Below are 23,828 nucleotides of genomic sequence, written 5' to 3'. Positions count from 1 at the left end.
TCGCCGGGCACGACCTCGGCGCCGATCCGGATGATGCCGCGCTCGTCGAGGTCGGCCAGGACCTCCTCCGACACGTTCGGGATGTCGCGGGTGATCTCCTCGGGGCCCAGCTTGGTGTCGCGGGCGTCGACCTCGTGCTCCTCGATGTGGATCGAGGAGAGCACGTCGTCCTGCACCAGCCGCTGCGAGACGATGATGGCGTCTTCGTAGTTGTGGCCCTCCCACGGCATGAACGCCACCAGGAGGTTCTTGCCCAGCGCCATCTCGCCGTTCTGCGTGCACGGGCCGTCGGCGATCACCTGGTGGGCCTCGACCCGGTCGCCCTCGGCCACGATCGGCTTCTGGTTGAACGAGGTGCCCTGGTTGGACCGGTCGAACTTGGCCACCCGGTAGGTCGTGTGCGTGCCGTCGTCGTTGGCCACGGTGATGTAGTCGGCCGAGACCTCCTCCACCACACCCGGCTTCTCGGCGATCACCAGGTCACCGGTGTCGGTCGCGGCGCGGTACTCCATGCCGGTGCCGACCAGCGGCGCCTCGCTCCGCAGCAGCGGCACCGACTGGCGCATCATGTTCGCGCCCATCAGGGCCCGGTTGGCGTCGTCGTGCTCCAGGAACGGGATCATCGCGGTGGCCACCGACACCATCTGGCGCGGCGACACGTCCATGTACTGCACCTCGCTGGAGCGCACGTACTCGAACTCGCCGCCCTTGGTGCGGACCAGCACCCGCCGCTCGGCGAACGAGCCGTCCTCCGCCAGCGGCGAGTTCGCCTGGGCGATGACGTACCGGTCCTCCTCGTCGGCGGTGAGGTAGTCGATCTGGTCGGTCACCTTGCTGTCGACGACCTTGCGGTAGGGCGTCTCGATGAACCCGAACGGGTTGATGCGGCCGTACGAGGCGAGCGAGCCGATCAGGCCGATGTTCGGGCCTTCCGGCGTCTCGATCGGGCACATCCGGCCGTAGTGGGACGGGTGGACGTCCCGGACCTCCATGCCCGCCCGCTCACGCGACAGACCGCCGGGGCCGAGCGCGTTGAGCCGGCGCTTGTGGGTCAGGCCGGACAGCGGGTTGGTGTGGTCCATGAACTGCGACAGCTGCGAGGTGCCGAAGAACTCCCGCATGGCCGCCACCACCGGGCGGATGTTGATCAGGGTCTGCGGCGTTATGGCCTCGACGTCCTGGGTGGTCATCCGCTCGCGGACGACGCGCTCCATCCGGGCCAGGCCGAGCCGGACCTGGTTCTGGATGAGCTCGCCGACGCTGCGGATGCGGCGGTTGCCCAGGTGGTCGATGTCGTCGACCTCCACCACGGCGTCACCCATCGAGGTCTCGCCGGCGTGCAGCCGGACGAGGTACTCGATCATGGCGACGATGTCCTCTTCGGTCAGCGTCCCCGTGGTGATGTCGGCGGTGACACCTAGCTTCTTGTTGATCTTGTAGCGGCCGACCTTGGCCAGGTCGTAGCGCTTGGGGTTGAAGTACAGGTTCTCCAGCAGGGTCTGCGCCGACTCCTTGGTCGGCGGCTCACCCGGCCGAAGCTTGCGGTAGATGTCGAGCAGCGCGTCGTCCTGACCCGCGGTGTGGTCCTTCTCCAGCGTCGCCCGCATCGACTCGTACTGGCCGAACCGCTCCAGGATCTGCTCGTTGGTCCACCCCAGGGCCTTGAGCAGCACGGTCACGGCCTGCTTGCGCTTACGGTCGATGCGCACACCGACGCTGTCGCGCTTGTCGATCTCGAACTCCAGCCAGGCACCCCGCGACGGGATCACCTTGCAGCCGTACAGGTCCTTGTCGGAGGTCTTGTCGACGCTGTGGTCGAAGTACACCCCGGGCGAGCGCACCAGCTGCGAGACCACCACCCGCTCGGTGCCGTTGATGATGAAAGTGCCCTTGGGCGTCATGAGCGGGAAGTCACCCATGAACACCGTCTGGCTCTTGATCTCACCGGTGGTGTTATTGATGAACTCCGCCGTCACGAACATCGGGGCGGAGTAGGTCATGTCCTTGTCTTTGCACTCTTCGATCGAGTACTTGGGCGGCTCGAACCGGTGGTCGCGGAACGACAAGGACATCGTCCCCGAGAAGTCCTCGATGGGACTGATCTCCTCGAATATCTCTTCGAGGCCCGACTGGGTCGGGACGTCCTTACGACCGGCCTGTCGAGCCGCCTCAACCCGGGCCTGCCACTTCTCGTTGCCCAGCAGCCAGTCGAACGACTCGGTCTGCAGAGCGAGAAGATCAGGAACTTCGAGCGGCTCGTGAATACGCGAGAAAGAAACGCGACGGGGACCGGCGAGTCCGGTCGAGGCGTTGCGCGAGGCTGCCAACAGAGAGGTCCTTCCGGAGAACACGGATGGCATCGGACCGCGTGCATGCCAAACGCCCCGGACGAATCCGGGGAGTCGCGCGGCACGCGAGGGAGCATCATATCGCGAACAAGAAACGCCTGTCCACCAGTACTATAAGCGTCAACCTCGATGCCGCTTTCAGAGTGCCATAGCGCGCGCGGCCACGTCAACCCGCTCTGGGACCCACTGTCTGGGACCCACTGTAGGCTAGGCGCATGGCCGACCTCGCCACCCTCACCCACCTGCGGCGGGCGCGCGATCTCATCGACCGGGAGTACGCGCGGCCGCTCGACGTGCCGACGTTGGCCCGCCACGCCCACATGTCTCCCGCCCACTTCTCCCGGCAGTTCCGGGCGGCCTACGGCGAGACCCCGTACAGCTACCTTATGACCCGCCGCGTCGAACGGGCGATGGCGCTGCTGCGCGCCGGCGTCAGCGTGACCGACGCGTGCATGGCGGTCGGCTGCACCTCGCTCGGCTCGTTCAGCTCGCGCTTCACCGAGCTGGTCGGCGAGACCCCGAGCGCCTACCGCGCCCGCGAGCACCAAGCCGTCACAGCGATGGCCCCCTGCGTGGTGAAGATCCGCACCCGGCCGGTCAGGATCCGAGAAGCCCGGAGCTCGCCGGCCGCCTAGCGTGGCCCGCATGACCGTCTCCCTGCACCACTGCCATGTCGCCGTCCACGACGTGGACGAGGCGCTCGCCTTCTACCGTGACGCGCTCGGCCTGGAGGTACGCGACGACGTCACGGCGGACGGCTGCCGCTGGGTCACCCTCGGCGGCCCGCCGGGCATCGTGCTCTCCGAGCCGCACGCAGCCCGCTCCCAGGAGGACGGCGACACCCTCCAGGAACTGCTCGCCCGGGGCGCCCTGCCCATGGTCGTCTTCCGTACCGGCGACCTCGGCGCGACCTTCGAGAGAGTCCGGGCCTCCGGCGCCGAGGTCCTCCAGGAACCCATCGACCGGCCGCGGGGCCTGCGCGACTGCGCCTTCCGCGACCCCTCCGGCACCACGGTCCGCATCGTGCAGGAGCCGGGTCAGGTGAAGCGGCGGTAGCTGACGGGCCGGCCGTCGGCCGCGACGCTCCCCACCTGGACCGAGGATCCGGGCCGGGGCGCGTGGATCATCTGGCCGTCGCCGATGTAGATGCCGACGTGGCCGGCGGGATGGCCGAAGAAGACCATGTCGCCCGGTTGCGGGTCGCTGACCGGCGTGCCGCTCGCCTGGTATCCGGCGGCGGTCGTGTCGCCGATCTTCACCCCCGCCTGGTTCAGCGTGTAGTAGACGAGCCCGCTGCAGTCGAAGGCGTTCGGCCCGTTGGCTCCCCACACGTACGGCTTGCCCAGGTGGAGACGGGCGGCCTCGATGATGCGATCGCCGGTGGCGGTGCCCGGGGCGAACGGGATCGGCTGCGGCGGCCCGCCGGAGCCTCCGGCGTAGGAGGCGTACGAGGTGGATCCGGTGTGCGGGCTTGGGCCGGAGCCGTCGTCGGCGCTGGAGTAGGTGGTCGGGAAGTCGCGTGGCAGCGGCGCGGGCTCCCAGTGGACGATGTTGTCCGGTCCGGGCACGAACGTCTCGTCGCCGGGAGCGTTGATCGCGGCGAAGGTCGACTCGTGGCCGTCCAGGTAGCCGTCGATCTTGTTCATGGCGGAGGTGACGGCCGTGCCGGCCGACGTCTTGTGCGGCTCGGCCGCTTCGATCGCCTTGCTGACCTCGGCGATGACGGCGTCGCGGTCGTCGGCGTTGTCCTCGGCGTACTCGATCAGCAGGTTGCAGATCGTGGTGACCTGCGACTTGGCCGTCTCCAGCGCGCCCGCCACGTCGTCGAGGGAGGACGCGCTGTCCTGCAGCACGTCGTGGAGTGAGGCGCCGGCCTTGTCGTAGCCCTCCATGTAGTCCTCGAAGGTCTCGGCCGAGGCGCCGTTCCAGGCGGTGTTGACGTCGGTGACCGCCGTGCTGACGCGTTCGGACTGCTCGCTCACCGTGCCCGCGGCGGACCGCCACCGGGTGGCGATGGCGCGGATGTCCTCGGGGTCGCCGGAGACGCTGCGCAGGATCGAGGCGAGCTCACCGCTGCGCGGGCCAGGCAGCTGGGACACCTGCGTGGCCAGGTCCATCAGGCGGCCGCCCCGCTGGCGTTGTTGGCGGTCCGGACGTTCTCCTCGACCTTGTCGAGCGCGCGCTCGACGCCTTTGAGCTTGCGGTGCGCGTGGCCGAGCTCGCTGTCGACCAGCTTCTCGACGTCGTCCACGAAGCCGGCCAAGGAGGACGAGTCGCTCAGCTTCCCGAAGATCGAGGAGCTGACGCTCTCGGCCGGATAGTCGCCGGCCAGATCGTAGAGCTTGCTGGCCGCTATACGCGCGGCCGAGGCGCATTCCTCAAGTGCCTGGAAGTGGAGGTCGAGGTCCGCCACCGACAGATCCTCCCGCACTTTCGCCATCCTGTTTTCCTGCCGCGGACCATACTGCACCAACATCCACTACAAGCGCATCTGTCCCGATTGATCGGCGCTACCGTGGCCCTGTGGAAGACCTCCCCGACGGTTTCGGCGCGGCCGACCTGGTGACGGCGCTGCGCGCGTTCGGCGTGGAGGCCGAGCAGGTCACGTACGCGCCGGTGGGGTTCGGCGACTACCACTGGTCGGTGCTGGACGCCGACGGGCGGCGCTGGTTCGCCACGGCGTCGGATCCGGCGGGCAAGGAGCGCGGGCTCGCGGGGCTGCGGCAGGCGATGGAGACCGCGGCGGTGCTGCGCGAGCGCGAGGGGCTGGAGTTCGTGGTGGCTCCGGTACGGTCACGCGCCGGCGATCCCGTGGTGGAGACGGCACGGTACGCGGTGACCCTCTTCCCCTGGCAGCCGGGCGAGCCCGGGCGATTCGGGGACGAGCAGACCCCAGGCGAACGCGACCAGGTGCTGACCCTGCTCGCGGACCTGCACGCCCGGACCCCGCCGGAGACCACGCCCGCCGTCGCCCTGGACATCCCCCAGCGCGACCGGCTGGAGGACCTGCTCGCCCACCCCGCCGGCGAGGGACCGTTCTCGGCCGAGGCGGCGGCGCTGCTCAAGGAGTACGGCGGGGCGGTGCGGGAGCGGCTGGCCGAGTTCGACCGGCTGGCCGGGCAGGTGCGCGGGAACCCGCCGGTGGTCACCCACGGAGAGCCGCACCCCGGCAACCTGATCCGGCGTGACGGCCGCCTGCTGCTGGTGGACTGGGACACGGTCGGGCTGGCGGTCCCCGAACGGGACCTCGCCGTGGTCTCCGCCGACCCGGCCGACCTGGACGCCTACACCCGGGCCACCGGCAGGCGGGTCGATCCGGCGGCCGTCGCCCTGTACCGGCTGCGGTGGGCGCTGGCCGACGTGGCGGAGTTCGCCGTACTGCTCTGCGGCCCGCACCGACGCACCCCGGACACCGAGACCGCCCGCCGCGGCCTCGCCTGGACGGTCCAGAGCCTCGCCACCGGCCCCTGGTCACCACGGACGTGACGGCCGCGGATTCAGGCGGTCCAGCCCAGGAAGGCCTCTCCCGCGGACATGGCGGCCCACCAGAAGGCCAGCGACACCACCGGCACCAGCAAACCCCACGGGGAGCTCGCCCGTACGGCCTGAACCGCCGCCGCCAGGAGGGCCGCCCAGACCGCGAGCAGCACGACGATCGCCCAGAGCGGCGCCATCAGGCCGCTGGCGGCGTAGAAGGGCACCAGCGTGCCCAGGTGACCGGCCAGCCCCAGCCAGCTCGCGACCGTACGCATGACGGAAAGATCCCACGCCCACGTCACAGGCTGATGCCGGTCCTCTGGGCTTCCCCATGGTGAGGTGAGGCGACCGGAAGCGATCTTCCGCTCCCGTCGGCGTCCAGGCCGTCGCCGACCACCCGGGGGCAGCCGGTGAACCCGCCCTCGGCCAGGTGGCGCAGGAGCGCGTGGAGCGTGCACCGATTCTCCTCTGGTCAACGGTGAGCTACCGGCTGCCGGCGGCGACCGCGGCGAGGAGCAGACCTCTGAGGAGGTCAGATCGCGGCGGCAGCCACCCGGTGGAGAACCTTGAACGTCACGTCATCTCCCTTGATCGAGCGGACTTGCTGGGAACCTAAGCCGCCTCGGTCCCCCGCACCACTGAGTTTCAGGGCAGCAGAGCGCGGGCCAGGGCGTTGCCCTCGCCCGGCGCGACCGGCTCCTTCAGGAACACCGGCCCCTGGGACATGAACCGCGGGCGCGTCCCCCGGTGCTCGTCGGCCGCGTGGACCGTCAGCGGGTGCAGCAGGTACATGTCACCCGGCAGCCCGGTCGCGTACGCCACCGGCCGGTCCGCGGAGGCGGCGTCCAGGATCGGCCCGGCCTCGAACGGGTCGAGCACCCGCTCCCCCAGCGCCCGCTCGGCGTCGCGGTGGGAGCCCACCCGGACGCGGGTCGGCGCGTCGTCGTAGCCCACCTCCGACAGCAGGACGAGCAGCAGCATCGTCTCCGGCCGCCCCGACACCGCCCACGAGCCGTCGGGCCTGGCCACGGAGGCGTCGATGTGCCAGCCGCGATCGTCGACCGCCGCCTTGCCGGGGAAGCGGATCGGCATGTTGCCCAGGGCGTCGCGCGGCACCCACCCGCCGGGCCCGGCGATCTCGTCCAGCGCCTGGCGCAGCCGCGGGCTGCTCATCATCTCCCCGAACGCACCCCGGCCCGTCATGTCGGCGGTCCACACCACCGGCTCCCGCCACCCGTCCGGGCCGTCGGGCGACAGCCCGATCTGCTGCCACACCAGCGCCCTGGCCGCGTCCCCCACCTCCCGGGGGACGGCCGCCTCAAGCTTGACGAATCCTTCGGTGATGAACCGGTCCACGTCCACGATGGCCATGCCGGCCACCTTAACGACGCTGTCCACCGATTTTCCGGGTCGGTCAGCAGCAGATCTTCAGGTAGTCCTGCAGCTCGCCGAGGATGCGGGCGACGCTGTCCCGATCGCCTCGGTACAACACCTCTTTGCCGTCGCGGCGGGAGGTGACGACGCCGCCGCGGCGGAGCAGGGCGAGTTGCTGGGAGGCGGCGGACTGGCTGATGCCGGCGCGTTCGGCGACCTGGTTGACCGAGAGCTCGGCGCCCTGGGCGAACAGGAGCATGATCTGCTGGCGGCCGGGGTTCGCCAGGGCCTTGAGGAAGTCCTGGGCGGCCTGGGACAGCTGTGATGGCATGGGTTCTCCCTCCCGCCCTCGGGACTTTAGCGTATATATCGACTTATTGACATATTAGAAAATGACGATATGTTCTCCGTCATGCCGCATCACGTACTGATCGTCGGGGCCGGGCAGTCCGGCCTCGCCGCCGCGTACGCCGCCCTTGAGCAGGGGTTACGGCCCGTGCTGCTGGAGGCTTCCGACCGCGCGGCCGGGTCCTGGCCGCGCTACTACGACAGCCTCACCCTGTTCTCGCCCGCCCGCTACAGCGCCCTGCCCGGCCTGCCTTTCGACGGCGATCCCGAGCGCTACCCACACCGCGACGAAGTCGTCGCCTACCTGACGCGCTATGCCGCCGTTCTGACCGAGCGCGGCGCCGAGCTGCGCACCGGCGCCCGCGTCCTCTCCGTCCGGCGCGGGCCTGATGAAAAGGGCTTCCTCGTACGGCTGACCGACGGGCAGGAGTTGACCGCCCCCGCCCTCATCGCGGCCAGCGGCTCCTTCGACCGCCCGCACCGGCCCGCCCTGCCGGGACTGGACGCCTTCACCGGCCCGGTGCTGCACGCCGCCGACTACCGCTCGCCCGCGTCACTGCCCGGCGAGCACGTCATCGTGGTCGGGGCGGGCAACTCGGCGGTCCAGATCGCGCACGAGCTGGCGGCCGAGCGCCGGGTGACCCTGGTCAGCCGGGCGCCGATCCGCTTCGTCGAGCAGCGGCCGCTCGGCCGTGACCTGCACTTCTGGTTCCGCGTGACCGGCTTCGACCGGCTCCCGCTCGCCCGCGCGGACGCCCCGCCCGCCGCGCCGGTGCTCGACGACGGCCGCTACCGCCGGGCGCTGCGCGAGGGCCACTACACGCGGCGGCCGATGTTCGCCCGGCTGGACGGCGATCAGGCGGTCTGGCCCGACGGCGTCAGCGAGCGCGTCGACGCGGTGCTGCTGGCCACCGGTTACCGGCCGAACCTGCCCTACCTCGCCGACCTGGGCGCCCCGACCGCCGACGGGCACCCGCGCCGGCGTCGCGGTCTGTCGCTCACCCACCCCGGCCTCGGCGCGCTGACCGCCGACGGGCAGCCGCGCCAGCGTCACGGCCTGTCGCTCACCCATCCCGGGCTGGGCTACCTGGGCTTGGAGTGGCAGCGCACGCCGTCCTCCAACACCCTGCGCGGAGTCGGCGCCGACGCCCGCCGTGTCGTCGCCGCGCTCGCCCGCCACCTGCGCGCCCGGGCGTGAGCGCATGCTTCTCACTCCCGTACGACGCCGACCGGTGCCGCGGAGAGCGCGATCTCGACGGTGATGCGCGGATTGTCCAGACGTGGGAGCCCGAGGCTGCGCTTGAACGCCTCCTCATCGCCCGGCATCACCTCCGGCTGAAGCGTGACCTTGACTCGGCCGGTCTCGTCGTCCGAGTGCGCCGTCATCGTGGCCACCTCGGGACGGGCCGCGAGCCAGGAGGTCACCGTGTCCTGGGCCTGCTGGAGCTCGGCGTCCGAGAAGCCCTTGCCGCCGATCAAGGTGACCTCCAGAGGAAGGGCCCGGGCCAGTTCGACCGCGCGGGGCGGGATGGGGCCCTTGAAGCCGACGCGCAGACCCCGCTGATCATCGACGTATCGGACGCCGGAGATCTCGTCGGCAAACTCCGCTCGAAGCCGGTCGATCACCTTGCCGTTGGACGATTGCGCACCGAAGCGGTCGATGGCCTCCTCATAGGAGATGCCCTCCGATCTGGCGATGGTGCCGAGGTCGACCAGTTCGGCGTAGGGGATGCCGTCGATGGTCACGCCCGGCTCGGTCGCCGCGGGGTCGTATCCGTCGAAGTCCGTCGGCCTGGGTGACGCGGTGGCCGCCAGCCGGGCCGCGTACCGCTCGACCACCTCCTCCAGCGGGCGGCCCGACGATTCCGCCTCTCGCTTGAGCTTCTCCAGGGTGGGCCGGTGCACGGTGGGCTGGTCGGCTCGCTCCAGCACGATCGTCTCGGTCCCGGCCGCCGCGGTCACCTGACCGCAGGCGCATAACGACACGAGCAGCGCGAGGACGACTACACCCGATCTCTTCATGCTTCATGGACGTGCCACAGACCTATGGGGTTCATACGTAACGGGAGCGGACGGCCACGGCACGGGCCCCGCCCGGTTACTCCGTCCCGATCGGGCGCAGGTGCCGCAGGAGCGTCATGGCCGCCGCCGCCAGGGCGAGCACCAGCACCCCGCTCACCCCCGCCACGACGAGCAGCGACTGAGTGAAGGCGGCCTTCGCCTGCGCCACCAGCTCGGCGGCCGGGCCGGGCGGCAGCGTCGCGGCGGCGGCCAGGGCCTCGCTGAGCGCGCTGCCCGCGTGCGGCGAGGTGACCAGGCCGCCGTAGACGGCGGTGCCGACGCTGCCGAGCAGTGCGATGCCGAGCGCGATGCCCAGCTCGCCGCCGCACTCGGCCATCGCGGACGCGGACCCGGACCGCTCCGGCGGCGCCGCTCCGACGATGAGGCCGAGCCCCAGCGCGCCCACCGGCGCCATGCCGAGGAAGGCCACCGTGACACCCGCGATGAGCGTGCCGAGGCCGCCGCCTGCCACGACGACGGCGAATCCCGCCGCCGACACCGCCAGCCCGGCCGCCACCACGAGGGCCGGCCGGAACCTGCCCGCGATCACGGGGGCGACGAGCGAGCCGACGACCAGCGCCAGCGCGGGGACGGCCATCCAGAGCCCGGCGGCCAGCGGCGAAAGGCCCTCGACGAGCTGCAGGTGCTGGCTCACGAACAGGTAGACCCCGCCCTGCACCACCATCGCCAGCGCCAGGATCAGCAGGGCGGCGCTGAACGAACGGTTGCCGAACAGCCGCAGGTCCACCAGCGGCTCCGCCAGCCCGCGCTGCCGCCGGATGAAAGCCCAGCCGAACCCCAGGCCCGCGGCGACCGCCGCGTACGCGACCGGCTGTGCCGGATCGTCGGCCAGTTCCTTCAGCCCGTGGACGAGCGGCAGGATCGCGGCCAGCGACAGCGCCACGCTGGCCGGGTCGAGCCGGCCGGAGCCCTCGCCCGCGGTCTCCGGCAGCAGAAGCAGGCCGCCCACCAGGACCACGACCATGATCGGCACCCCCATCAGGAACACCGAACCCCACCAGAAATGCTGCAGGAGCAGCCCGCCGATCACCGGCCCGAGCGCCGCCCCGCCCATGAAACAGGCGGTGAACACCCCGATGGCCAGCGCACGCTGCCTGGCGTCGGAGAACAGCCCCGCCACCAGCGCCAGCGTGGACGGGCTGATCGTGGCGCCCGCGATCCCCAGCAGCACGCGGGCGGCGATCAGCATCGCGGTGGTGGTGGAGTAGGCGGCCACGAGGGAGGCGGCGGCGAACGCGGCCGCGCCGATCAGCAGCAGCCTGCGCCGGCCGATCCGGTCGCCGACCGAGCCCATGGTGATGATGAACCCGGCCATCATGAACCCGTACACATCAGTGACCCACAGCAGCTCGGTGGCGCTGGGATCCAGGTCGGCGGCCAGGTGCGGCAGCGCGAGCATCAAGACCGTGTTGTCCACCGCGAGCAGGAGCGTGGCCAGGGCGAGCACGCCCAGCCCCAGCCACGCCCGCGCCCCGGCCCGGGAGGAAGTCGTCATCGTCATGCGATCAGCCTGGAAGGCGGACGTTCGGGTCTGATTCGGATCTGCTTAGGGTGAGACGCATGCGTTTCGCCGTACTCGGGCCGCTTGAGGCCGTCACCGACGACGGCCGTGCCGTGCACGTGCCCGAACTCAAAGTGCGGACGTTGCTGGCCTGCCTGCTCGCCGGTGACGGTCAGGTCGTGCCCGCCGAGCGCCTGATCGGCAACCTCTGGGTAGCCGAGCCGCCGGGCAACCCGCTGGGCGCGCTGCGAGCCAAGGTCTCGCAACTGCGCCGGGCGCTCGACGACGCGGAGCCGGGAGCCAGGAAACTGATCATCACCCGCGCGCCCGGCTACCTGATCGACGGCGACACCGACGCCCGCCGCTTCCGCGAGGCCACCCGCCGGGCCCAGGCCGCCCGCGACCCGGGAGAGCGGGCCGCCCTGCTGAGCGAGGCCCTGTCCTGGTGGCGCGGCCCCGCCTTCGCCGGCTTCCCCGGCGAGCCGCTGGCGCGCTGGGCCGCCGCCCGGCTCGAGGAGCAGCGGCTGACGACTCTGGAGGAGTACGCGGACGTACGGCTCACGCTCGGCCAGGACGCTTCCCAGGTCGCGGAGCTGGCCGAGCTGGCCGCGCAGCACCCGACGCGGGAACGCTTCCACGGCCTGCTCATGCGCGCCCTCTACCGTTCGGGTCGGCAGGCCGAGGCGCTCGACGTCTACCGGGCCCTGCGCGACCGGATGCGCGACGAGCTGGGCCTCGACCCCGGCCCCGAACTCGCGGCCCTGCACCAGGCGATCCTGGAACAGAGCCCCGACCTGCGCCGCCCGCCGAACCCCCCGGCCCCCGCCCCCGCCCGGCTCCCCGAACCCCTCACCGCCCTCGTCGGCCGGGACGACCTCCTCGCCGACCTGGTCGACCTGGCCGGAAAGACCCGCCTCCTGACGCTCACCGGCCCGGCCGGGGTGGGCAAGAGCAGCCTCGCCCTGGCCGCCGCCCGCCGCCTGTCCGGCGACTCCGCCTACCTGGTGGAACTGTCCTCCGCCAGCACCGCCCCGGACGTGACGGAAACCCTCGCGACCACCCTCGGCATCCGCGCCGACCCCCAAGTGGGGACCGCCATGACGGGTGACGGCGGGTGGATGGTAGCGGTGATGAGCACGCGTCGCGCCCTGCTGGTTCTTGACAACTGCGAGCACGTGGTCGAGCCGGTGGCCGAGCTTGTCGAGCGGCTGCTACGTCACTGCCCCGGAGTGCGGGTCCTCACCACCAGCCGGGAGCCGCTGGGGGTGAGCGGTGAGGTGGTGCGTGAGGTGCCGCCGCTGGACATGGGGTTCGCGATGCGGCTGTTCGCCGCGCGTGCCGCCGACGCCCAGCCGGGCTTCGCCCTGAGAGGCGGGGACGCGGAGGCCGCCGAGATGATCTGCCGCCGTCTCGACGGCATCCCGCTGGCGCTGGAACTGGCCGCGGCCCGGGTCCGTTCCCTGGGCGTCCAGGCTCTGGCGGCGCGGCTGGACGACCGCTTCCGCCTGCTGTCGGCGGGCCGCCGGACCGGTCCCGCGCACCAGCGGACCCTCAGGGCGGCCCTCGATTGGAGCTGGGACCTGCTCACCGAACCGGAACGGGTGGTGCTGCGCCGCCTGTCCGTCCAGGCCGGCGGCTGCACCCTGGACGCCGCCGAACAGGTCTGCGCCCCACCGGAAAGCTGGCCGCCCGGCTTCCCCACGGAAGGGCCGTCGCCTGACTCGAAGAAGCCGCAGGCAGCGGGCCCAGGAGGATGTTCGGATCTCCCCGCTGAGCACGCGGATGTCACGACGGAGGACGTCGCCGACCTGCTGGCGCGGCTGGTGGACCGGTCGCTGGTGGTGCGGACGGGTGACCGGTATCGGTTGCTGGAGTCCGTGGCCGCGTACGGGCTGGAGCGGTTGCGTGAGGCGGGCGAGCACGATCGGGTGCTGCGCTGGTACGCCGTCTATTACACCCGGCTCGCCGAATGCGCCGAGACGTACCGCAGCGGCCCCGCACGGCACCGCTGGATCCGCAGGCTGGACGCCGAGGTCGCGAACCTGCGCGCGGCCCTGGACGCGGCGACGAGCCTGGGCGACACGGCGCTGGTCACGCGGTTCACCTCCTCGCTCGGCTGGTACTGGGTGCAGGCCGGAAGACTGCCCGGAGCGCCCGAGCCACGGGAACTCGTCCGTTGACAGGCCACCACCTTCGAGGCCATCTGCAAGGAGGCCGGGCTCAGCAGCAAGCGGCTGATCACCTACCACTTCTCCAGCAAGGACGAGCTGTTCGCGGCCGTGGCAGGCCAGGTCGTCGCGGACAGCGAGCAGTACATGCAGGCCGCTCTCAGCGGCGTGACCGGCGCCCGCGAGCTGCTCGCCACCGCCATCCGGGCGAACGTGATGTTCATCGCCGACCACCCGCAGGAGGTGGAGGCGCTCCGGCAGATCCTGCTCAACGGCGGCCTGGGCGACTGGGAGCGACACCACCTCGACTCCCAGCGCAGGCTGGCCGACCTGTTCGCCGAGGGGCAGCGCACCGGCGTCTTCCGCGCGTTCGACCCGCAGGTGATGGCGGCGGCACTGCGCGCCTCGATCGACAGTGCGGCCCCGCTCATCGCCACCGGCCTCGACCCCGTGCGCTGCGCGGACGAACTGGCCGGGCTCTTCGACCGCGCCACAGGAAAGGAACACCCATGACAGGACGGACCTATGTCGTGACCGGCTCGGCGTCGGGCATCGGCGCCGCGACCGCGGCCCTGCTCTGTGAGCGCGGCGCGAAGGTCATCGGATGCGATCTCAGTGACGCCGACATCCAGGCCGACTTATCGACCCCTGAGGGACGGCAGGCCCTGGTCGGCCAGGTGACCGAGCGGGGCCCCGTCGACGCCGTGCTCGCCGTCGCCGGCGGCGGCAAGACCGGGCTCCTCGAGACGAACTACTTCGGCGCGGTCGCGACCCTCGAAGGGCTGCGCCCGCTGCTGGCGCGGAGCGAGGCGCCCCGAGCCGTGGCCGTGTCGTCGACCTCCTCGCTCGCGCCCGCGGACGAGCGCGTGGTCCAGGCGTGTCTCGACGGCGACGAAGCCGCCGCCGTCGCTCTCGTACGGGAGGATCCGGGCATCGGCGCCTACGGCATCGCCAAGCGCGCACTGAACCGCTGGGTGCGCAGGGCCGCCCCGACCCCCGAGTGGGCGGGGTCCGGCATCGCGCTCAACGCCGTCGCCCCGGGCGTCGTGGACACGCCCGCCGCCGCGTACATCTTCGCCAGCGACGACGTGCGCAGCGCGGTGGAGGCCGCGTCTCCTCAGCCGTTCGGCGGCTTTCCCGGCCGGCCGGAGTGGGTCGCCGAGCTGATCTGCTGGCTCGCCGGCGCGGAGAACCGGTTCGTCACGGGCCAGGTCGTCTTCGCCGACGGGGGTGCGGAGAGCGCGCTGATCGGGGATCTGCACTGGCGCTGACGTGATCGAGCCGTACGGACGACTACGGGAAGGGCGTCGCGCAAGAGGAGAACGGCCCTGAAATCCGGGTCCAACGGCCCGTCCGCCCGGTGACCTGTAGCCGGTGACGCGGGAGGAGAGGGGATCTAGCGTTTTCAGGGCGCCGGGCTGGAGTACCTCCGCCGAACGGCTGTCGCGCTTCAGGCGCCGGCTTCGACGACACCGGCGGGCCGCAGCACCGCAGGTGTTCACCCGATAGAAAGGCGGAACCCATGACCGCGGACAAGGACACCCAGGACGGCGTGCTGACGGCGATCCGCGCCCATCACGACCAGCTCAGCCGGACCGTGTCCGATCATGCGCTCACGATCAGCCGCTCGATCGACCGGCTGACGTCGCCGGCGGTCCGGCGCGACGTCCTGGTCGACTTCTGCCGGCAGGAGGTGCTGCCACACGCGATGGCGGAGGAGGAGACGGTCTACCGCGTCGCCGCCGACCTGCCCAGGACCAGGCTGCTGGCGCAGGCGATGCACGACGAGCACGTAACGCTGCGCGAACTGGCCGCCGACCTCGCCGCGGCGGGCACCCCGGCGGAGATCGCCGCCGCCGCGACGGCGCTGAACGCGATCTTCCAGAGCCACCTGGAGAAGGAGAACGAGGTCCTGCTGCCCGCGCTGGCCAGTGCGGGAGTCGACCTCGCCGCCCTGCTGAAGGGGATGCACGAGGTCCTGGGCCGCGAGCCCGGCGAGGAGGAGCGCAAGCAGGAGCCGGAGCCGGGCGAGTCGCCGGAGCTCGACGTGCGCCGCCTGATCCCGGCCCAGCGCCACGAGCAGATCTTCAAAGCGTTCGCCGAGCTGACCGCGGCCGCGGCGTTCGTGCTGGTCAACGACCACGACCCGAAGCCGCTGTACTACCAGTTCGCGGCCGAGCACCCGGGCGAGTTCACCTGGGACTACCTGGAGTCGGGCCCGGAGGTGTGGAGAGTCCGGATCGGCCGCCCCTGACAACAGGCTGTCAGGGAAGCATTGGATCCCGGGCCCGGGGCCACCATACTGCCAGGCGTGGCTTTACAGATCACGATCTTAGGACCGTTGGCGGCCTGGAGGTCGGGGGTTCCCCTGGATCTCGGCTCCACCCAGCAGCGATGCGTGCTCGCGAGCCTCGTCCTCGCCGAGGGCAGACCCGTGCGGATCGAGGAGCTGGCGGACACCCTGTGGGGCGAGGAGGTCCCGGCCACCGCCGTCAACGTCATCCAGACGTACGTGAAGCGATTACGCCACACGCTGGAGCCGGATCGTGCCAGCCGGGCGTCCAGCCCGCTCCTGCCGCGGGTCGGCGACGGATACGCGCTCGACCCCGGCCTGGTCGAGATGGACGTGGAGCGTTTCAGGGAGCTCGCCGCGAACGTGAGCGGCTACGACCAGGTCGAGCAGGCCCTGACGCTCTGGCGCGGCGAACCCCTGGCCGAGCTGGCGCCCCTCGCCGGGCATCCGCGGCTGACCAGCCTGGCCGGGGAGCTGGTCGACGCGTTCTGCCGCTTCGCCGACGCGGCCCTCCGCGAGGACCGGGCGGCGGACATCCTTCCGTACGGCGAGGACATCGCCCGGATGCTTCCCCTGGACGAACGCGTGCACAGCGTCCTCATCCGCCTCTGCCTCGCCGCCGGCCGGCGCACGGACGCCCTGCTGCGCTACCGGGAGATCAGCCGCCGTCTCGAAGAGGAGCTGGGCGTCGGTCCCGGTCCCGAGCTGGAGGCGGCCTACACCGCGGCGCTGGACGACGAGACGGTCCGGATCACGCCCTCCCGGCTTCCCCCACCGGCCCAGCTGCCGCCCGACATCGTGGACTTCAGCGGACGGCTGGAGCAGGTGTCGGCGCTGACCCGCATGCTCGGCTCGGAGGAGCGCACCGCGATGCCGCTGGTGGTCATCACCGGGATGGGCGGGGTCGGCAAGACCACGCTGGCCGTGCACGCGGGCCACCGGCTGCGTGACCGCTACCCGGACGGCCAGCTCTACGTGGACCTGCACGGAACCGACGCCCGCGCGGTGGACCCCTCGGCCGTGCTGAACCGGATGCTGCTCGCGCTGGGCGTGGACGGTTCGGTGATCCCCGCGGAACTGGAGGACCGGGCGACCCTCTACCGGAGCCGGCTGGCGGGACGCCGGATGCTCGTCGTGCTGGACAACGCCCTGGACGAGGCGCAGGTGCGCCCGCTCCTGCCCGGCGCGGCCACCTGCGCGACGGTGGTCACCAGCAGGTCCAGGCTGCGCGGGCTGAGCGGGGGCCACCACGTCGATCTCGACGTCTTCCACCCTCAGGAGGCGCTCGACCTGCTCATCCGCCTGATCGGCGAGTCCAGGGTGCGGGCCGACCAGGCGACGGCGCGGGCGATCGTGGAGGCCTGCGGCCACATTCCGCTCGCGGTCCGGGTGACCGGCGCCCGGGTCGCCGCCCAGCCGCGGCTGAGCCTGGGCCGGTTCCACCGGCAGCTCGGCGACGAGCGGCGGCGGCTCGACCAGCTCGCGGTCGGCGACCTGGCCGTGCGGGCGTCCTTCGAGCTCAGCTACGCCTCACTGCCGCCCGACGGGCGGCGCGGCTTCCGGCTGCTCGGCCTGCTGGACGTCCCCGACTTCGCCGACTGGGTGCTCGCGACCCTGCTCGACGCGCCGCAGGAGGAGGCCGCGCGGATCCTGGACCTGCTGGTGGACGCGCACCTGGTGTCGGTGGCCGGTGAGGACGAGACCGGCGAGACGCGCTACCGCCTGCATGACCTGATCCGGCTGTACGCGGGGGAACGCACCGAGGCCGAGGACGGCGCCGAGGTCCGCCGGAGCGCGCGGCGGCGCGCCTTCGCCACCTGGCTCGCGCTGGCCGAGGACGCCGACCGGGCGCTCGCGTACCGGACGCTGCTCCCGCTGCCGGGCGACGCGCCACGCCGCCGCCTGCCACCGGACAGGGCGCAGGTCATGCTGGCCGACCCGGTGCGCTGGTTCCAGAGCGAACGCGCCAACCTGGGCGCCATGATCACGCAGAGCGCCCGCGAGGGCGAGGCCGATCTCTGCTGGAACCTGGCGGAGGCCTGCGTCGGCTTCTACGAGATGCGCGACCTCCTCGACGAGTGGCGGGCCCACCACACGGTGGCGCTGGCCGCGTGCGAGGCGGAGCCGCGGGGGCGGGCGGTCCTGGCGCGGAGCCTCGCCTACCTGGCGTGCCTGCCCGTGGTGCAGCCGCAGGTCATGCGTGACCACGCCGAGCTGGCTCTGGGCCTGTTCAGGGCGGCCGGCGACACGCACGGCGAGGTCGACGCGCAGGTGCTGCTCGGCACCGCGCTCGTGGCCGGCGGGCTGGCCGGGGAAGGGCTGGAGCAGCTCCAGCTGGCGGAGGCGCTGGCCGTGACCCTGGGCCACGACGCCGAGCTGGACTTCCTCCACTCCGCGCTCGGCTTCATCTACCGGGAGCAGGGGAAGCTGGAGGTCGCCTCGTACCACCTGGAACGGGTGCTGGAACGGACCGAGGGCCGCCGGCTCAGCCGGTTGCGCCTGATGGGGCTGCGCTCGCTCGGCATGGTCAGGTTCTACCAGGGCCGGTTCGAGGAGTCGCGGCACCTGCTGCTGGAGATGCTGCGGCTCGCGCGGCAGCTGGGCGTGCGGGTGAAGGAGCTGCTGGCGCTGCTCGTACTCGGAGAGACCAGGCTGCTGCAAGGCAGGCCCGACGCGGCCGGCTACCTCGATCAGGCGGAGGTGCTCGCCGAGGACATGGGCGGCGAGTTCGCGCACGCCCTGGTCTGGCGCAGCCAGGCCACCCGGCACCTGGTGGAGGGCCGCGCCGAGCCGGCCCGGGACGGGCTGCTGCGGGCGCTGGCGGTCTTCCGCGGCCACGGGGTGCTGCACTTGCAGGCGATGGTGCTGAAGGCGCTCGGGCACGCGCACACGCTGCTCGGGGAGCCCGGCGCCGCCCTGGCGGCCTGGCGCGAAGCCGAGAGCGTCTTCCGGTGTCTGGGCAACCTCGACGAAGCGGCTGAGCTGGAAGCCCTGGGGGACAGCGTGACGGGGAACTCCTGATCCATTAGCTGTCCAGTCGCCGTCCAATGCGGATTTCTATCGTGCCCCGTAAGGATTTGTCAGGACACGTATGGAGTCCCCATGACCTCGGTTCCTCTTGTCATCGACGATCCCAGGCTTGCCGGCGGTGGCAGCTTCCCCTCACTGTCCAGGTTCGTCACCGACGCCCGGGGCACGGCCGGGGACGGTGAGCCGGTGACCGAGCTCGACGTCGTCTGCTACTTCTACGACCCGGTCAAGGCGCCGCTGATCAGAACGGCGGTGATTCCCGGGCTGCGCGCAGTCCTGGCCGCGTGCCCAGGGGTGCGCGGCCACCTGGAGCGCCACCGGCTGCACGGGCCCCACGTGCGGGTACGGCTGCGCGGCCCCGAGGAACTGGTCGCGGTCGCGGCGGAGATGCTCTCCGGACGACTGCGCGAGCACCTGAGACGTCATCCTTCCACCGGCTCGCCCGGGACCGGCGAGCTGCTCGCGGACGCGTTCCGGGCCGGACGCATGGAGCCGGCGCCTCCGCCGTACGAGCCCATCCACGCCGACAACACCGTCACCGTCGGCCCGGCCGAAACCGGCCGCCTGACCGCGTTGCTCGGATCTCCCGAGCTGGTACGGTTGCGCGCCGAGACGCTGGAAGCCGGCCTCCCGGCGCTGGAGCACTCCCTCGGCCAGCTGGCCGGGGCCGATGACAGCACGGCGGGAAGAGTCAGGCTCGCGATGACCGCGATGGCCGTCCACGCCGGCCGCTACCCCCACGACCAGGCGCTCGGCTACCACTCCTTCCTCTCGCACGTCGAGGAGTTCCTCCTCCGGCACGACCCGGACGGGCGGCTGCTGAGTACGCTCGAGGCCGGTTGGGCGAGCAACCGGGCCCAGGTGCTCCAGCTCGTCGGCCGGGTGGCGGACGGCCACCCGGCCGACCAGGTGGAGGCCGCCTGGCAAGCCTGGAGCATTTCCGCCCGCCTGCTGGCCGAGCCCGCGTTCGACGACGGGAGCCTGACCGCGGAGTTCGGCGGCGGCCACGCCGAGCAGGCGGCCGAGCCGGGTGATCCCGAGGCCGCCCGACACCGGAACCCCGCCGAGCGCACCGCCTCCGGCGACTGCCACCGCGCCCTGCGGGCCGTCGACTTCGCCCGTCCGGAGATCGCCCGGTCGTTCACTGTCTACCGGTTCGGCACCGACATGCTGTACCAGCTCCTGGCCGTCTGCGACGTCACGCCCGTCGAGCGGTACCTGGCGGCGAGCATGCTCACCACCGCTGTGCACGAGCGCAACGGCACCACGTGGCGCGCACAGCTGGGCGATGCGGGATGAAGTGCCGCACGCGCCGGCCGTCCGGGCACCGCTTCTCCGTTGTTCCTGGGGAGTGTTCGGCGGCCTGGTCAGCGGGCGGTCACCTTGAACAGGCCGTGCGCCCCGGCCTCGGCCTGCCGCATCGTGTGGTCCACCACCGGGTAGGTGCCCGGCTCGGGGAAGACCAGTTCGGCGAAGCCGCCCTGGGCGGGGGCCAGGTCCAGCGCCTGCGCGCCGCCCGGGTCGTCCTTCCTGAGCCGGTACGCGCCCTCCTTGTAGATGGTGTCGAACGGCGCCCCGACGACGTGCAGGGACGTGCCCGAGCTGGGTCCGGCCGCCACGGCCCAGATCCGCACCCGCTCCCCCGCCTTCGCCTCCAGCGGCGCGTGGTCGTACCCGGCGGCCGTGCCGTTGAACATCCAGCCGTCCGGGCGCCCCTCGCGGATCTTGGCCACCTGGGCGTCGCTGCCGGGCTCACCCAGATGGAGTTCGCCCTGCACCAGCAGGTACTCCCGGTCCACCTCGGGCAGGTCCGGCGGGTCGATGACCACGGCGCCGTACATGCCGTTGGCGATGTGCTGCGTCATCGGCATGGTCGAGCAGTGGTACAGCCAGGCGCCGGCGTGGTCGGCGCGGAAGCGGTAGGTGAGCCGTTCGCCCGGGTCGATGGTCCGCATGACCTGGTCGGGCGCGTTCGCCCCGGCGTGGAAGTCGATGCCGTGGCCCATCGTGCCGTTGTTGACGAACGTGACGGTGAAGACGTCGCCGACCTTGCCGCGCAGCGCCGGGCCGGGGACGGTGCCGTTGAACGTCCACACGCGCTGCCGCACGCCGGGTGCGACCTCCTGGACGACGTCGTCCTCCACGCGGATCTCGACCTGGTGCTCGGTGCCTCCGGGCGCGGGCTTGAGCGTCGCGTCGTACGGTTTCCAGCCGGGCGACATGGGCGCGTGCAGATCGAGGCGTGCGGTGTCGCCGCCTGTGGTGTGGTGGCCGGGGTGCGCGTCGGCCGGGGCGGCGCCGGTCGGGACGATGCGCATGGTCATGCCCGCGGCGCGGTGCCCGGCGACGGTGCACCAGCCGTCGATGGCCTCCGCCAGGGGCTGCAGGGTGAGGGTGGCGCTCTCGCCGCGGCCCAGCAGCGGGGTGCGCTCGCCGGTGGCCAGCCGCAGGTCGTGCCGCTGGGCGTCGACGTTGGTGACGCGCAGCGTCAGTACGGTCCCGGGCGCGGCTTCGATGACCGAGGGCCGGATGCTCATGCCGACCAGGGTCACCTCGACCGTCCGCGCGCCGGTGGCGGTGACCTGCTCGGCCGGGCTCGCTCCGCCGGTGGTCGACACCACGACCGCGGCGGCCGTCAGCAGGATCCCGGCCACCAGACCGGCCAGCGCGGGCCGCCCTTGCCGTCCCCCGCCCCTGGTGGGACCTCCGGCCTCAGGCGGGCCGCCCGGAGTGCCGCCTCCGGCCGGTGGGGGGCCGCCGAGAGTCGTCGTGCCTGGTCTTCTGCCGATCGTCAGACCACCTGCGGATGCTCCAACCGTGGCCGGGACCGCGGGTTTGGGGGCGGTGCGGGAGCGGGTCAGGGCGATGGCGGCCAGGGCCACGAACGCGGCCGCGGCGGCGAGCACCAGGGCCCAGCCGAGCAGCCGCAGCGGCACGGGCACCGGCAAAGCCAGCAGCGGCACCCCGAGGTTGAATGCCCCCAGCCGCACCGCCCAGCCGCGCTCCAGCAGCGCCGCGTTCGCCTTGAACCGGGCCGGGCCGCCGCCGAGCACCGCGGGCAGCAGGTGCAGCAGCGAGCCGAGCAGCACCTGGGCGACGAACCCGGCGAGCACCAGCGGCAGCAGCGGATCGAGGGCGTCGGCGATCTCCCCGGGCGGGCGGGTGGCGACGATCGCCAGGTTCACCACCAGCGCGATCTGGAACCAGACGACCCCGGCCCCCATCGTCCAGGCCGCCCCGGTGTGCGGGCGGCGCGCGCGTACCGCCTCGGCCAGCGGCGCGAGCGCGGCCACGGTCCCGGCGGCGTAGGCGGCCAGCCCGGCGAGCGCGGCCCACCGCCATCCGGCCAGGAGCCCGCCCGCGGTCATGGCCAGGCCGGGGGCGGCCAGCCACAGCCCGATCCGGGAGGCCTGCCGGGTGCGGTCCGGGATGCGGGTGCGCAGCACGGTCGGCCAGAGCGTGAACAGGGTGCCCAGGACGGTCAGGCCCACCCAGCCGAGCAGGTTCACCTGGGCGTGCGCGGCGTGCAGGTGTTCGTGGGTCTCGCCATGGGTGACGTGCGCGGCCAGCAGCCCGCCGAGTACGCCTCCGGCCGCCAGTGCGCCGGCCGCGCTCACGTACCAGCCGATGACGTGCCCGAACCTGCCGGGCAGCGCCCGGCGCAGCAGCCGGATCAGGGCGTACGCGTGCCACAGCACGACGCCGACCACCACGCCCGCACCGGCGGCGGCGAGCTGCCAGGGGCCGATGGCGACGCCGGCCAGGACCGAGACCGTGGCGGCGTTGAGCAGCGCGAGCCGGGTCAGGCTTGCCCGCTGCGCGGGCGTCCTGGCGCGGAGCAGCGCGACGGTGAAGTGCTCGCTCCAGATGAGGATCGCGGTGGAGACCGCGCCGAGCAGGAACACGTGGATCAGCAGCCAGCGCGGCGCGGGCAACGCGTCCCCGGCCAGCGCCACGGCGACGGTCAGGCCCAGCCAGGCGATCACGATCGCGTTCGCCCGCAGGTGCCACGAGGCGCGCGGGCGCGGCGGGGCGCTGGGTGGTGTGCGTACCTCGACGGGGTCCACCGCCGGTACCTCCCTATCGTGACCGGTCCGCGAGCGCGACGCCACGACCGCGGATCCGGCGAACAAGAGCAGTGCGAACACGGCCAGCACGCCGCCCAGCGTGCGCACCGGGTTCGCGGCGGCCAGGTCACCGGCGACGCGGGCGGCCACGGCCAGGTGCAGGAGCGCGAGCGGCGCGTACAGGATGGGCCGGTACGGGAGCCGCACCCGCAGCACGGCGGGCAGGATCACCGGGGCGTGGCCGAAGACCATCGAGATCACGAAGCCGAGGAAGAGCGCGTGCAGGGCCGCGTCGTACAGGTACCGGCCGGACGACAGGCCGGTGGCCGCCCAGAGCGCTCCGGCCACGCCGAGCCAGGCGTATCCGGCCAGCAGGCACGCCGCCGCGTAGCGGGGCAGCCCGGCGCCGCGGATGGTGCGGCGGGCCACGTCGTGCCAGGCCAGCCAGACGGCGACCAGGACCATCCCGGCCCCGGCCGTGCGCGCGCCCGCCTCGGGGGCGGCGAGCGAGACCAGGGTCCCGGCGCCGATCACCGAGACCGCGGCGACCAGGCCGCCGCTCGCCCCGGAGCGCAGGAAGGAGACGTGGGCCAGCTCCAGCCGTTCGGCGGCGATGGTCAGCACGAGGAACGCGGCGAACCAGACCACCAGTTCCCCGATCGGCCGCCCGGCCAGCCAGAGCAGCCCGCCGCCGAACCAGGCCAGCGCCCCGGCCAGTTGCATGAGGGTCTCGCGGCCGACCCGCCGGCCCAGCAGCGCCACGTAGACGGCGACCAGCCAGCCGCCCGCGGCGGTCAGCGCCACCTGACCGGCCCGCTCGGCCCCGGCCGCCAGGGCGACCGCGCCGAGCGCGGACAGCGCGGGAGCCGCGTAACCCCAGAGCCGCCGGAGCGCCACCGCGCGTTCCAGCGAGATCAGCGTGCCCAGGAAGCCCAGCACCATCAGAGGGCCGTGCTGCTCCATGAACGCGGCGGGCGACGGCACCTGGACGATCAGCAGCGCGACACCGCCGAGCATGCCCGCGAGGAGCGCCACCGCGGCCCCGGCGAGCATGGGGAGCCGTCCGGCGGCCACCTGGTGACCGGGGTGCGCGCGGGTCTTCGGCACGGGTGAACGCTCCACTTCCGGGACGGACGCGAC

19 protein-coding genes and 1 pseudogene are annotated in these 23,828 nt (G+C 72.5%); 11 read left to right on the top strand and 9 right to left on the bottom strand.

Translation table 11 applies throughout. The annotated features are described in order from the left end of the window. A partial coding sequence (rpoB, locus tag AB0J42_RS32335; protein ID WP_364301214.1) for a DNA-directed RNA polymerase subunit beta occupies nt 1-2,327 on the bottom strand: 2,327 nt, incomplete at its 3' end. Nucleotides 2,328-2,563: 236 nt separating this feature from the next. Between rpoB and AB0J42_RS32330 the strand changes: the two genes are divergently transcribed. Then, entirely contained in the window at nt 2,564-2,983 is a 420-nt protein-coding gene (locus tag AB0J42_RS32330) for a helix-turn-helix transcriptional regulator (RefSeq protein WP_364301212.1), read from the top strand. A 10-nt stretch (nt 2,984-2,993) separates the two neighbouring features. After that, on the top strand, nt 2,994-3,404 hold the full coding sequence (locus AB0J42_RS32325; protein ID WP_364301210.1) for a VOC family protein: 411 nt from the start codon (nt 2,994-2,996) through the stop codon (nt 3,402-3,404). Here the strand turns inward: AB0J42_RS32325 and AB0J42_RS32320 are convergent. Both AB0J42_RS32320 and AB0J42_RS32315 read right to left on the bottom strand, forming a co-directional pair. Further along, nucleotides 3,386-4,465, bottom strand: coding sequence for an NlpC/P60 family protein (locus AB0J42_RS32320; protein ID WP_364301208.1), 1,080 nt, complete (start codon nt 4,463-4,465; stop codon nt 3,386-3,388). The two genes, AB0J42_RS32325 and AB0J42_RS32320, sit on opposite strands and share 19 nt — an antisense overlap. After that, nucleotides 4,465-4,788 carry a hypothetical protein gene (locus AB0J42_RS32315; RefSeq protein WP_364301206.1) on the bottom strand — a complete coding sequence of 108 codons (324 nt, stop codon included), beginning with the start codon at nt 4,786-4,788 and terminating at the stop codon, nt 4,465-4,467. Before AB0J42_RS32315 ends, AB0J42_RS32320 begins: the two co-directional genes overlap by 1 nt. 83 nt (nt 4,789-4,871) lie before the next feature. Here AB0J42_RS32315 and AB0J42_RS32310 point away from each other — a divergent pair, with 83 nt between their 5' ends. Then, the gene (locus AB0J42_RS32310) at nt 4,872-5,834 is read left to right on the top strand and encodes a phosphotransferase (protein WP_364301204.1); all 963 of its coding nucleotides are present in this window, start codon (nt 4,872-4,874) and stop codon (nt 5,832-5,834) included. A gap of 11 nt (nt 5,835-5,845) precedes the next feature. Here AB0J42_RS32310 and AB0J42_RS32305 read toward each other — a convergent pair whose 3' ends face one another. The 3 genes from AB0J42_RS32305 to AB0J42_RS32295 all read right to left on the bottom strand — a co-directional run bounded on the left by AB0J42_RS32305 (nt 5,846) and on the right by AB0J42_RS32295 (nt 7,530). Further along, complete coding sequence (locus AB0J42_RS32305; RefSeq protein ID WP_364301202.1) at nt 5,846-6,100, bottom strand: hypothetical protein; 255 nt, start codon at nt 6,098-6,100, stop codon at nt 5,846-5,848. Between the two features lie 370 nt (nt 6,101-6,470). After that, a complete protein-coding gene (locus AB0J42_RS32300; protein ID WP_364301200.1) occupies nt 6,471-7,196 on the bottom strand; it encodes a phytanoyl-CoA dioxygenase family protein in 726 nt (241 codons plus the stop codon). Nucleotides 7,197-7,239: 43 nt separating this feature from the next. After that, the gene (locus AB0J42_RS32295; protein WP_364301198.1) at nt 7,240-7,530 is read right to left on the bottom strand and encodes a metalloregulator ArsR/SmtB family transcription factor; all 291 of its coding nucleotides are present in this window, start codon (nt 7,528-7,530) and stop codon (nt 7,240-7,242) included. 81 nt (nt 7,531-7,611) lie between these two features. Here AB0J42_RS32295 and AB0J42_RS32290 point away from each other — a divergent pair, with 81 nt between their 5' ends. Continuing rightward, entirely contained in the window at nt 7,612-8,745 is a 1,134-nt protein-coding gene (locus AB0J42_RS32290) for an NAD(P)/FAD-dependent oxidoreductase (RefSeq protein ID WP_364301196.1), read from the top strand. A gap of 11 nt (nt 8,746-8,756) precedes the next feature. Here AB0J42_RS32290 and AB0J42_RS32285 read toward each other — a convergent pair whose 3' ends face one another. Together AB0J42_RS32285 and AB0J42_RS32280 are read right to left on the bottom strand one after the other, a co-directional pair. Beyond that, a complete protein-coding gene (locus AB0J42_RS32285; RefSeq protein WP_364301194.1) occupies nt 8,757-9,569 on the bottom strand; it encodes a hypothetical protein in 813 nt (270 codons plus the stop codon). 76 nt (nt 9,570-9,645) lie between these two features. Next, the gene (locus tag AB0J42_RS32280; RefSeq protein WP_364301192.1) at nt 9,646-11,130 is read right to left on the bottom strand and encodes an MFS transporter; all 1,485 of its coding nucleotides are present in this window, start codon (nt 11,128-11,130) and stop codon (nt 9,646-9,648) included. Between the two features lie 59 nt (nt 11,131-11,189). Between AB0J42_RS32280 and AB0J42_RS32275 the strand changes: the two genes are divergently transcribed. From AB0J42_RS32275 to AB0J42_RS32245, 7 genes and pseudogenes are all read left to right on the top strand, one after another. Then, nucleotides 11,190-13,310, top strand: a complete 2,121-nt coding sequence (locus AB0J42_RS32275; protein WP_364301190.1) for a BTAD domain-containing putative transcriptional regulator — start codon at nt 11,190-11,192, stop codon at nt 13,308-13,310. A gap of 15 nt (nt 13,311-13,325) precedes the next feature. Then, a pseudogene (locus tag AB0J42_RS32270) lies at nt 13,326-13,400 on the top strand (hypothetical protein); the annotation flags it as partial. A 9-nt stretch (nt 13,401-13,409) separates the two neighbouring features. Beyond that, a complete protein-coding gene (locus tag AB0J42_RS32265; RefSeq protein WP_364301187.1) occupies nt 13,410-13,811 on the top strand; it encodes a hypothetical protein in 402 nt (133 codons plus the stop codon). Next, nucleotides 13,808-14,569, top strand: coding sequence for an SDR family oxidoreductase (locus AB0J42_RS32260; RefSeq protein WP_364301185.1), 762 nt, complete (start codon nt 13,808-13,810; stop codon nt 14,567-14,569). Before AB0J42_RS32265 ends, AB0J42_RS32260 begins: the two co-directional genes overlap by 4 nt. Nucleotides 14,570-14,820: 251 nt before the next feature. Beyond that, nucleotides 14,821-15,552: a DUF2249 domain-containing protein gene (locus AB0J42_RS32255; RefSeq protein ID WP_364301182.1), complete on the top strand. Its 732-nt coding sequence runs from the start codon at nt 14,821-14,823 to the stop codon at nt 15,550-15,552. Nucleotides 15,553-15,609: 57 nt separating this feature from the next. Continuing rightward, nucleotides 15,610-18,612 (top strand): BTAD domain-containing putative transcriptional regulator, encoded by a 3,003-nt coding sequence (locus AB0J42_RS32250; protein ID WP_364301180.1) that lies wholly within the window; start codon nt 15,610-15,612, stop codon nt 18,610-18,612. Nucleotides 18,613-18,693: 81 nt separating this feature from the next. Continuing rightward, a complete protein-coding gene (locus AB0J42_RS32245; RefSeq protein ID WP_364301178.1) occupies nt 18,694-19,920 on the top strand; it encodes a hypothetical protein in 1,227 nt (408 codons plus the stop codon). Between the two features lie 68 nt (nt 19,921-19,988). On the opposite strand, the gene AB0J42_RS32240 is transcribed toward AB0J42_RS32245, so the two are convergent. Then, complete coding sequence (locus AB0J42_RS32240; protein ID WP_364301175.1) at nt 19,989-23,795, bottom strand: multicopper oxidase domain-containing protein; 3,807 nt, start codon at nt 23,793-23,795, stop codon at nt 19,989-19,991. Nucleotides 23,796-23,828: the final 33 nt, after the last annotated feature.

Source organism: Nonomuraea sp. NPDC049649 (assembly GCF_040675175.1).
In the GTDB taxonomy this organism is placed as follows: Bacteria; Actinomycetota; Actinomycetes; order Streptosporangiales; family Streptosporangiaceae; genus Nonomuraea.
This window is presented reverse-complemented; position numbering and strand designations above follow the sequence as displayed.